This is a genomic window from Pseudomonas sp. GT1P32, from assembly GCF_054897805.1.
Genome location: NZ_CM142704.1, coordinates 955537 through 966641, shown reverse-complemented (window position 1 = coordinate 966641; position 11105 = coordinate 955537). Strand labels below are relative to the sequence as shown.

The window sequence follows — 11105 nt, the reverse complement described above, 5'->3', positions numbered from 1 at the left end:
GCCCGATCGGCAAAATGTGGTTGGATGCTGGCGGTCGTTTATTACAAGAAAAAGAAACAGGAGTGACAGCGTTATGAACAGCTTGCGCAATATGTCGATCAGCCGGCGTCTGTGGCTGATTTTGATCGTGGCCGTCATGATGCTTTTGACGTTGGGCGTGTTGATGCTCAAGCAGATTCACGAGGACCTGTATCACGCCAAGGCGCAGAAAACCCAGCACGTCGTGCAGACCGCCAGCGGCATTCTGACCTATTACCACGGGCTCGAAACCGCCGGCACGCTGACCCGCGAAGCCGCGCAGAAACAGGCGCTGACCGCCGTTCGCGGCCTGCGTTATGACCAGAACGACTACTTCTGGATCAACGACCTGACGCCGGTGATGATCATGCACCCGGCCAACCCGAAACTCGATGGCCAGAACCTCTCGGCGATCCGCGACCCGGACGGGTTTGCGGTGTTCAATGAAATGGTCGCCCTCGCCAAGGCCAAGGGCGCCGGCGCGATTGATTATCGCTGGCCGAAACCGGGCGCCAGCGAGCCGGTCGCAAAAACCTCCTACGTCAAACTCTTCGAACCGTGGGGCTGGGTGATCGGCTCGGGCGTGTATATAGATGACATGCAAGCCGAGTTCATGGGCCAGGTCTGGAAAGCGACAGTGGTCGGGCTGGTGATCGCCGCCATCATGGCGCTGCTGGTGATCCTGATTGCCCGCAGCATCGTCCGTCCGCTGCAGGACACCGTGAACGCCATGGCCAACATTGCCAGCGGCGAGAGCGATCTGACTCGCAGCCTCGACACCCACGGCAAGGACGAAGTCACGCAGTTGGCACACCACTTCAATGCGTTCACCGCCAAGCTACGACTGGTGATCAGCGAATTGCAGGTGTCCGCCAGCGCCTTGGGCCAGTCGTCCAGCGAACTGGGCAACGACGCCGTCCAGGCCCAGCAACGCAGCCAGCAGCAATCGCAACAGATGGAACTGGTGGCCACGGCCATCAATGAAGTGACCTATGGCGTGCAGGACGTGGCGAAGAACGCCGAGCACGCCGCCAGCGAGATGCGCGATGCCGAGTCTCAGGCGCAGCAGGGCCAGGTCAACATCGACAGCAGCCTGCAACAAATCGACAAGCTGTCTTCGACGATTGATCAGGCCGTGGAAGTCATTCGTACCCTCGCCGCCGAAAGCACTCAGATCGGCAGCGTGCTGGAAGTGATCCGTTCCATCGCCGAGCAAACCAACCTGCTGGCCCTCAACGCAGCCATCGAAGCCGCCCGTGCCGGTGAGCAGGGTCGCGGGTTTGCCGTCGTGGCCGATGAAGTGCGCCTGCTGGCCCAGCGCACGCAGAAGTCCACCGCCGAGATCCAGGCAATGATCGAACGCCTGCAAAGCCATTCCGAAGCGGCGGTCAAGGTCATCGGCGACAGCAGCCGCGCCTCGCAACTGACCATCGAACAGGCCGGCCTCGCCGGTGCAAGCCTGAATGCCATTGGCCAGGCACTGCGCAACCTCAACGGGTTGAACGCCTCCATTGCCAGCGCCACCCTGCAACAGGCCCATGTGGTCGAAGACATCAACCAGAACGTGACCCAGGCGGCCGGCTTGTCCCACAGCACCGCGCTGGCGGCGGAACAGTCGAGCGTGGCCAGCGTCCACCTCAAGGAATTGAGTGAGCAATTGAACGGGTTGCTCAAACAATTCCGCGTGTAGGCGCCTGGCTTGTCGGCGATGGCGCCCACGACATCGCCATCGCCGGCAAGCCGGCTCCTACAGGTTTCGGGTGAACCCACAAATCCCAACACCCCCGCGATCCGTAGGAGCCAGCTTGCTGGCGATAGCGCCCATGAAATCGCCATCGCCAGCAAGCCGGGCTCCTACAGGTTTGGGGTGAACCCAAAATCCCCAACACCCCCGATCCGTAGGAGCCGGCTTGCCGGCGATGGCGCCCGTGAAATCGCCATCGCCGGCAAGCCAGGCTCCTACAGGTTTGGGGTGAACCCAAAATCCCCAACACCCACCCCGATCCGTAGGAGGCGGCTTGCTGGCGATAGCGCCCATGAAATCGCCATCGCCAGCAAGCCGGGCTCCTACAGGTTTGGGGTGAACCCAAAATCCCCAACACCCACCCCGCGATCCGTAGGAGCCGGCTTGCCGGCGATAGCGCCCGTGAAATCGCCATCGCCAGCAAGCCGGGCTCCTACAGGTCAACGGGTGCTTTCTCCCTCGCCACCACAGCCCCATCTGCCACAATCCGGGTACAATCCGCTCCCCTCTTCGTCTGCACCAAGGAACCTCCATGTCCGGGCTTGAACTGTTTGCCGCCGCCCTCGGTGTCATTGCCGTCTGGTTGACGGTCAAACAGAATCCCTGGTGCTGGCCGATCGGTCTGGTCATGGTGTCGCTGTACAGTTGGGTCTTTTTTGAAGTGAAGCTGTATTCGGACATGCTGTTGCAGGTGATCTATGCCGCGTTGCAGCTCTATGGCTGGTGGCAGTGGACCCGCGCGGGGGATGCGCGGCAAGGGCGGCAGGTTAGCCAACTCAAGGGCAAATCGATCGCGACAGGTCTGGCCATCGGCGCCATCGGCAGTCTGTTGCTCGGCGCGGCCATGGCACACTGGACCGATGCCGCGCAGCCCTGGCTCGATGCGGCGCTGACGGGGTTCAGCCTGGTGGCGCAGGTCTGGATGGCGCAAAAGCGCGTTCAATGCTGGCCACTGTGGATCACCCTGGATGTGATTTTCGTCGGGCTCTTCGTTTACAAGGGCATGTACTTGACCGCCGGGCTCTATGCGTTATTTACCCTGATCGCCGTTCAAGGCTGGCGGGAATGGCGCACCGACCCGGCATTGCGCACATGAAAGTCCTGGTACTCACCGGTCCCGAATCCAGCGGCAAGAGCTGGCTCGCGGCCGAGTTGCAAGCGCAATTCGGCGGGGTGCTGGTCGAGGAATATGTCCGCTGGTTCATCGAACAAAACCCGCGTGATACCTGCCTGGCCGACATTCCGAACATCGCCCGCGGGCAATTGCAATGGGAAGACGAGGCCCGCGCCCGGCAGCCATCGTTGCTGATTCTCGATACCCACCTGCTGAGTAACATCCTCTGGAGCCAGACCCTGTTTGGCGATTGCCCCGCGTGGATTGAACAGGCGCTGCTGGCTCGCCAGTACGACTTGCACTTGTTGCTTTCGCCCGATCAGGTCGACTGGAAGGATGATGGCCAACGCTGCCAACCCGATTTGAGTGAGCGCCGGGCATTTTTCGACGCAACCCTGACATGGCTTGAAACCCATCAACAGCCCTTTCAAATTTTGCAGGGAAACTGGGCGGAACGTCGTTTTCAGGCACTGCAAGCCGTCAGACTGCTACTGAAACCCTGACCCGTTTTTAGGGGTTTTCACCCAGTAATTCCCCTGTTTTGGGGGCAAAAGTGTCCATCCCTGTTACACCCACCCCGCCCCAAACAGGCCGTCTCAACGGTCTGCACCCACTTCACCCATCAGCTGTTAAGCGCGTAATACACCTCGGCGCAAACCCTTGATCTAGAGCGCCGCAACCGCTTTTGTTGGGCAAAAGCTCCAGCGCCTGTCTCAGACATGAAACAGCCCCGACATTGCCCTCCCGGACAAAATTTTTAACCCGTTGAATTAAAACAAAATTCAAAAAACGGCACAGCATTCGCTCTCTCCTTCACATCGCTGACTAGGGCCAGCCCACAAAAAGAAGGAATTGCCGCTGTGGGGACTATCAATAAAGGCGTTACCTGCCTCCTCCTGATCGGATGCGCGTTGGGCTCAAGTGTCGAGGCTGACGACGGCATCATCATTATCAAACGTGATGTCCAGACACGGAACGCAGTGCAAGCGCCGGTGGCTCCCGACCCTAACCCCACGACCGCCAATGCCAACCCGAGCCAACAAATCCTCAGGCAAACGAACGAGTTGAATGACGGCGACTTTGCCAACGTCGTCAGTGGTGCAGGTATCACCCGCCTGGTCACGTTAGGCAACACAAACCTGGGCGGCAACATCACCACCCAGAATCAGCTTTCCAACCTCCCCGCCGGACGTTCGGGAGGTTCGGGCAACGGTATTTCCAACCTGGTCAATTCAAGCGTCCAGCGAGGCCTGAGCGGTCTGAACGTCATTACGGGAGGCCGTTGAGATGAATCGTAAGCTGCTGATTATTGCCATGTTTTGCAGCGCATCGAGCTTTGCTCAACCCCCCGTCATCAATAATGCCGACATCAGTAATTCGGGCGCGCAGTACCAAGGTAACTTCGCGGTCAACCAGGCTGCCGGCGATCAGCAGCAACAGGCTAATGCCCGGGCCATCGCCATGGGCCATGGTGCCAGCGCAACCACGCAGATTCGCCAACGATTGCATACCGAAGTCGACCCCAGGATGGATGCTCGAGCCAGCATTCAGGGCGACTCCTTCAGCCGCGGCAACGGCGTACTGGGCGTCAACCAGAGCGCGGGGGCCAGCACTCAGCAAGCCAATGCCCTGCGGATAAGCATCAGTAAACAGCCGCAAAGTATCGACGACAGCGTCCTCATGCAACAGAACGTGGCGCTGATCAAAAACTCCGATCCGACTGACTCTGCACCAGGCTATCGCCAGGTCTCTACCAGTGACCAGGCTTTCACCGGTAGCCGTGGGGTGATTCAGTTGAATCAGAGCGCCGGGGTGGGAAACCGAATGGCCAACACCCTGAACGTACGGGTCGCGGATTGACCCAAACAGTTAGGAACAACACTTAACCTAAAATAAGTACGGAGAATCACCATGAAACCTTCGACGGCACTCAAGCCTCTGGTTTTCGCAATTGCTGCGGTCATGGCTGTTGCTGTACAAGCAGGGCAAAACGATCGGCGTGACAATGACCACCACAATGGCCATCACAACAACCATCAACACACCCCTCCTCCAACAAAGATCCTTGTTTACGCGACTGCCAATGCCTACGACAAACAAAGTAGCACCAACAATCGCATCCGTAACGAAGGGACTATTAACAAGGCAGAGATGAGCGACTCCGCCACAGGCGCCGACGGCAACGTCGGTATCAACGTGGCGGCAGGCGACGGCAACCAACAGGACAACGCTGCCGCCATCGCGAACGCTGGCGCCACTTCCGCTCTGGATAACTCCTTCGTGTTCGGGATTGCCACTGCCACTGCCAGCGTCAAGCAGTACAGCAACCACAACAAGGTCGACAACTACAACACCACAGCCTCTGCCGTGATGAGCGGATCGGGCAATGGTGGCAACGGCAATATGGGGATCAACATTGCCGGTGGCGACCTGAACCAACAGAAAAACACCATGGCGATTGCCAACTCCAATTCGCCGCTGGGTAACGCAACAGCCACCGCCTCCGCCGAACAGAATGGTCCTGGTCTGGTAGTGAATAACAACGCCGATCGGAACCTCGCCCTGACGACGGTGACGCTAACCACAACCAAAAGCGGTAGTTCCTCTTTCAGCCATAACTCCGAGTTGAACATTGATAAGAGCGCGTCCAGCAACTGGACCAAGAAAGGTGCTAGCAGTTTTGACGTCAGCGGCACCAAGCACTTTGATGCAAACGGATCAAAAAGCACCGACAAGAGCTCTACCAGCCATGCGGCTGTGGACGCTACTTTGACCGCAGATGCGAATGTTACCAAAACCGTTACTCATAATAACGGCTATGGCGATCGCACTCGCAGCAAATCTGTGGACCTATCGGTTGACGCATCGCTTAAAGCATCTATCGATACAGAGCACTCAAAATCGACCGACTCTTCGTTCGAGAAGAAGTTCGATTCCTCGTTCGCAAAATCGTTTGACTCTTCGTTCGAGAAATCAGGCGAGAAATCGTCCGCTTCTACCAAACACGAAGAGAAGGGCTACAGCGAAAGCAATGCATGGGAATTGAGCAACACTGTTTCCTATCAAATCCTGACCCCAAATGGCTGGGCTAACCCTGTGACCAACACTGCAACCCTTAGCGGTTCGGTGAATGGCGGCAGTGGCAACCTCGGCGTCAACGTGGCTGCCGGTGTGGGTAACCAACAAAGCAACTCGTTGGCCATTTCCAACCAATCGTTCTGATGGCTGTCTCTGGAGGCCCCCTTACGGGGGCCTTTTTCAACTCGACCAGAGGGCGTCTCATCATGCGCATTATCGTCCTGGTACTTTTGCTTTGCGTGGCCAGTGTGATCGAGGCTGCACAAATGCCGCTTTCCGTCCTGCCGGGCGGCGCGGTGGTGTACAAGCCGATCCAGAGCATACGCGAGCGTAAATTTGCCGACCTGGTGCAACAGAAAACCGACTTCAGTTGCGGCGCAGCTGCGCTGGCGACCATTTTGCGCCAGGCCTATTGGCTGGACGTGAATGAAGAACAGATCATCGAAGGCATGCTGGCACACGCCGATCAAGACCTTGTCCGCGTCCAGGGCTTCTCCATGCTCGACATGAAGCGTTACGTGGAAAGTATCGGCATGCGGGCCCGTGGCTACCGGGTAGCGCCAGAAACGTTGAACGACATCAGAATTCCGGTCGTGGTCCTCATGGATATCCGTGGCTACAAACATTTTGTGGTCATGCAAAAAGTCCACAAGGGCTGGGTCTATATCGGAGATCCGGTATTGGGTCATAAACGCTTCAAAATCGACGACTTTGTCAAAGGCTGGAACGGCATCATCTTTGCCGTCATTGGCCAGGGCTATGACAAAACCAATGCGCTGCTCGACCCTCCCGTGCCACTGACCGCCAAGAACCGCCTCGACACCTTCAGCCCGGTGCAAGACGCAGAGTTGTTGGACTTCGGATTTATCCGAAGCGACTTCTTCTAATAACAAGGGAGCATGACGCTCCGGGAGCATCTAATGAAGACTCCAATCTGGCTGGCCGTGGTTTGCCTGGCCGCCAGCCTGCCAACCCAGGCACAGACTTTCAAACCCATTGAACTGAACGATCAGGAATTGGCGAGCCTGCGAGGCCGCTATGTCATGCCGGGACGCGTCATCAGTTTCGGGATCGTCATGACCAGCACCTGGCAAAATGCCAACGGTCAGGTGATCGGGGCAACGTCCTCGATGCAAATTCAACAAACGACCATCAAGCCCCAGTTCTATGTGTCGATGATCGACCAGAATGGTGATGGTTCGGCGGTTTCGCAGGGCACCGGGACCGTCAGCGGCGGTAGCGGTTTGAACACTACCCAGGGCGTAACTCAGGTTGTGCGCGCTGCCGGCGACAACAACAGCGCTTACAACAACGTTGATCTCAACGTCCGCAGAAGCAACCAGGCACCCCAGATGGACAACCAGGGGCAAGCGTTGACCGACGGTGCAACCCTGACCCACGCCAATGGTGCCGGCGCGATGAGTATTTCCGCCAACGGCACGGGCGTGCAGCTCAACATCATTGCCAACAACAACCAGGGCAGCACCGTGCAGCGCCTCGCCCAGGGTGGGCTGATGCAAAACGCGACCCTGCTCGGCGGTGGCAACCAGGTTAGCAACATGATGTCGATCAACGTTGTGCTGCGCGACAACCTGCCATCAACCGGTTCACTGAACGGCAACCTGGACCAACTCAAAGGAATTCGCACTCTAGGATTCTGATCTACGCTCAGTCTCATCAGATGCAGTCAGAAGGGACGGCTAACCCATGCACCGATCTATAACGCTCAGAGCTATCGTTTGTTTGAGTAGCCTGGCTCCGGCCACATTGCTGTACGCAGCACCGGACCCCCAGGTCGAAGCACTAAAACAAGAACTCATGGAGTTGAAACAGCGTTACGAAGCACAACAGAACGCGCTGATGGTACTTGAACAGCGCGTTCGCCAAGTAGAAGAAACACCTGCAACACCGGCTCCCAAACGCCTGACCAAATCCCCTGCCGAGCCGGCCAGGGGTGGTCAGGCGGTGGCCACCGGTGCGCCGGGAACCACGGGCAGTTCATACGGCCAATCGCTCAAAGAAGATTCCGAGCCTGCGCAAAGCGTATCCAACCTGTATGACGAAGCCAGCGGGTTCTTCGGCGGCGGCAAGTTCAGTGTCGAAACCGGCCTCACCTACACGCACTTCGATACACGCGCGCTGACGCTCAATGGTTTTCTGGCACTGGACTCGATTTTCCTCGGCAACATCAACCTTGACCGGATCAAGGCCGACAACTGGACACTGGACCTGACCGCCCGTTACAACGTGGCGCAACGCTGGCAGTTCGACATTAACGTTCCCGTGGTTTATCGCGAATCGACGTATTCCTCCGGTGGCGCCGGTGGCGCAGGCCCGGTGACGTCGGACGCAACCGTCACCCGCGACCCGACCATCGGCGATGTGAACGTTGGCGTTGCTTACAAGTTTCTGGATGAGTCGGCCAGCCTGCCCGACGCGGTCTTTACACTGCGCGTCAAGGCACCGACCGGCAAGGACCCTTACGGCATCAAACTGGTCGAAGACCCGAACAACGACAACCTCGCGGTACCCGAAGACTTGCCTACCGGCAATGGTGTCTGGTCGATCACCCCGGGTGTATCGCTGGTCAAGACCTTCGACCCAGCCGTGCTGTTCGGCACCTTGGCCTACACCTACAACATCGAGGACTCTTTCAGCGACATCAGCCCTCAGGTCGGCTCCAAGGTGAAAGGGGACGTGAAACTGGGCGATTCCTGGCAAGTCGGCGCCGGCATTGCATTCGCCCTGAACGAGAAGATGAGTATGTCGTTCTCGTTCACCGACCAGTTCGCCCGCAAGAGCAAGATCAAACCCGACGGCGGCGATTGGCAATCAATTTCCAACAGCGATTACAACGCGGCCAACTTCAACATCGGCATGACCCTGGCAGCCACCGACAACTTGACGATCGTCCCCAACCTGGCCATCGGCCTGACCGACGACGCGCCAGACTTTTCCTTCAGCCTGAAATTCCCGTACTACTTCTAACCGCTACACCAGAATGGAAAAGGCCCGCTGCGACGTTCATCGCAGCGGGCCTTTTCGTTTCGCCCCGCCCTAACGTATCTGGTGCTTGTGCAGCAGTCGGTAGAAGGTTGGCCGCGACACGCCCAGCACTCGGGCGGCGACACTCAGGTTGTCGCTGTGGCGGTTCAATACATCGCACAACGCCTGGCGTTCGGCGCGGGTCTTGTAGTCTTCGAGGGTGCCCATCGGTGCGGCGATTGTGTGCTGACTGATCAGCCCGAGGTCTCGCGCCTCGATCTGCCGCCCTTCCGCCAGAACCAGCCCGCGACGTACACGGTTGGCCAGCTCCCGCACGTTGCCCGGCCAGTCATGCTTGCCCATGGCAATCAGCGCGTCCTCGCTGAAACTGCGCGGACGGCGGCCGGTTTCATGGCTGTAGAAATGGGAGAAGTGGTTGGCCAGCATCGACAGGTCGCCATGCCGTTCACGCAGCGGTGCGGTGACCACTTGCAGCACGTTGAGGCGGTAATACAAATCCTCGCGGAAGCGTTTCTTCTCGATGGCCGCTTCAAGGTCGACGTGGGTCGCCGCCAACACCCGCACATCGACCGGAATCGGCTGGCTGCCGCCCACGCGTTCGATGTGTTTTTCCTGGAGAAAACGCAGCAGGTTGGCTTGCAGCTCCAGCGGCAGGTCACCGATCTCGTCGAGAAACAGAGTGCCGCCATTGGCCGCTTCGATCCGTCCAACCTTGCGCTGATGGGCGCCGGTAAAGGCTCCTTTCTCGTGACCGAACAATTCGGACTGGATCAGGTGTTCGGGAATTGCGCCGCAATTGATCGCGACAAAGGGTTTGCTGTGGCGCTGGGATTGCCGATGGAGGGTGCGGGCCACCAGTTCTTTGCCGGTCCCGCTCTCACCGCGAATCAACACCGGGGATTCGGTAGGCGCCAGTTTGCTCAGCAGTTTGCGCAGTTCGCGAATCGGCTTGCTGTCACCAAGCAGCTCGTGTTCAGGCTGATCGATGTGAACCGTGCCTTGACCACGCAAGCGCGCCATACCGAACGCCCGACCCAGCGTCACCTGAACCCGGGATACATCGAACGGCAAGGTGTGGAAATCGAAAAACCATTCGCAGACGAAGTCCCCGACGTTTTGCAGCCGCAGGACTTCCTGGTTGAGCACGGCGATCCACTCGGTGCCGCTGCGGCTGATCAATTCCTTGACGGCATCGGGGTGTTCCAGATGAAAAGGCTGGAGCCGCAACAGGCCGACGTCGCAGGTTCGTTCACCGGCATTTTCCAGCGTACAGCTATCAACGTCCCAACCTACAGAACGCAGACCTGGCAGCAGGCGATGACAGTCGTCGCAAGGGTCTACTACTAACAGACGTCGTAACGCAGGCGCTTCGATCATGACTATTCCTTGACGCCAAATTTTATGAAATATTATTAAAAACAATCATTTGGCGGATCTGGCTGTAACATTAGCAAGAATTTGACGCTGTCTTGTATCGATTGACTATAGGGAGTGCGCGCAAGCAGTTATAAGAAGCAACTTTATTAGTTGCCTAACGAGTCGAACCTTTCATCCAGCTTTCAAAAGCCGTCAAAACCTTGAACCGATGAAAGAAAGTTGGAAATTCTTTTAATTGTATGTGACCCACCCACCGGTTGCGGGCATCAGTACAAGTAACCAGCCGAACGGTAAGCCCAACCGACGGCACATCACTTGATTGGGCATACAGAGAGAAGACCCCATGACCGCCCCGCTCCGTATCAACGAAGCTCTTTTGATTGCCGACCGCGCGTTCAAGCCATTTCAATGCGTGGCCTGGGCCCCACAAGACGGCAACGGCGAACTCAGCCTGACCGTCATCGACCGCACCAACACCTGCATTCGCAAGCAGATTCCAAGCAGTGCCTATACCGATCCGGCACAACTGGAACATGTTCTGGAAGAAGCCCGTAAAGAGCTGAGCCAGGAAGGTTACACGCTGCAATCGTGGTCGATGCCGCACTAATCTTTTTGCGGATTACTTATCGGTAATCCGCACCCTCCTCCATGATCGTTAGTTTGCCGGCCTCGCCAGCAGACAACACACGCGACATTTATTTATTTGTACCTGAACGCGGCCAAATACTTGGCAGGCTTGTCAGTGGGTCGAAAAGACACTGTTCTGGC

At 57.7% G+C, this 11105-nt stretch carries 11 protein-coding genes; 10 read left to right on the top strand and 1 reads right to left on the bottom strand.

Translation table 11 applies throughout. The annotated features are described in order from the left end of the window. Positions 1-73 precede the first annotated feature (73 nt). The 9 genes from ACYZUC_RS04560 (at position 74) to ACYZUC_RS04520 (ending at position 8942) form a co-directional block, all read left to right on the top strand. Positions 74-1708 (top strand): methyl-accepting chemotaxis protein, encoded by a 1635-nt coding sequence (locus tag ACYZUC_RS04560; protein WP_461993899.1) that lies wholly within the window; start codon positions 74-76, stop codon positions 1706-1708. A 586-nt stretch (positions 1709-2294) separates the two neighbouring features. Next, the gene (gene pnuC, locus ACYZUC_RS04555) at positions 2295-2858 is read left to right on the top strand and encodes a nicotinamide riboside transporter PnuC (protein WP_461993898.1); all 564 of its coding nucleotides are present in this window, start codon (positions 2295-2297) and stop codon (positions 2856-2858) included. Then, entirely contained in the window at positions 2855-3379 is a 525-nt protein-coding gene (locus tag ACYZUC_RS04550; RefSeq protein ID WP_461996819.1) for an AAA family ATPase, read from the top strand. Before pnuC ends, ACYZUC_RS04550 begins: the two co-directional genes overlap by 4 nt. 357 nt (positions 3380-3736) lie before the next feature. Next, a complete protein-coding gene (locus ACYZUC_RS04545) occupies positions 3737-4162 on the top strand; it encodes a hypothetical protein (protein WP_461993896.1) in 426 nt (141 codons plus the stop codon). Between the two features lies 1 nt (position 4163). Continuing rightward, positions 4164-4736 (top strand): adhesin, encoded by a 573-nt coding sequence (locus ACYZUC_RS04540; protein ID WP_461993894.1) that lies wholly within the window; start codon positions 4164-4166, stop codon positions 4734-4736. A gap of 51 nt (positions 4737-4787) precedes the next feature. After that, on the top strand, positions 4788-6098 hold the full coding sequence (locus ACYZUC_RS04535; protein WP_461993893.1) for a heme utilization protein: 1311 nt from the start codon (positions 4788-4790) through the stop codon (positions 6096-6098). A 62-nt stretch (positions 6099-6160) separates the two neighbouring features. Further along, positions 6161-6841, top strand: a complete 681-nt coding sequence (locus ACYZUC_RS04530; RefSeq protein WP_461993892.1) for a C39 family peptidase — start codon at positions 6161-6163, stop codon at positions 6839-6841. 33 nt (positions 6842-6874) lie between these two features. Continuing rightward, the gene (locus ACYZUC_RS04525) at positions 6875-7615 is read left to right on the top strand and encodes a hypothetical protein (RefSeq protein ID WP_461993890.1); all 741 of its coding nucleotides are present in this window, start codon (positions 6875-6877) and stop codon (positions 7613-7615) included. Positions 7616-7661: 46 nt separating this feature from the next. Beyond that, complete coding sequence (locus tag ACYZUC_RS04520) at positions 7662-8942, top strand: coiled-coil domain-containing protein (RefSeq protein ID WP_461993888.1); 1281 nt, start codon at positions 7662-7664, stop codon at positions 8940-8942. Positions 8943-9011: 69 nt separating this feature from the next. Here the strand turns inward: ACYZUC_RS04520 and ACYZUC_RS04515 are convergent, their stop codons facing one another. Further along, positions 9012-10337: a sigma-54 dependent transcriptional regulator gene (locus ACYZUC_RS04515; RefSeq protein ID WP_461993886.1), complete on the bottom strand. Its 1326-nt coding sequence runs from the start codon at positions 10335-10337 to the stop codon at positions 9012-9014. 343 nt (positions 10338-10680) lie between these two features. Between ACYZUC_RS04515 and ACYZUC_RS04510 the strand changes: the two genes are divergently transcribed. Next, positions 10681-10944, top strand: coding sequence for a hypothetical protein (locus tag ACYZUC_RS04510; protein WP_008040259.1), 264 nt, complete (start codon positions 10681-10683; stop codon positions 10942-10944). Positions 10945-11105: the final 161 nt, after the last annotated feature.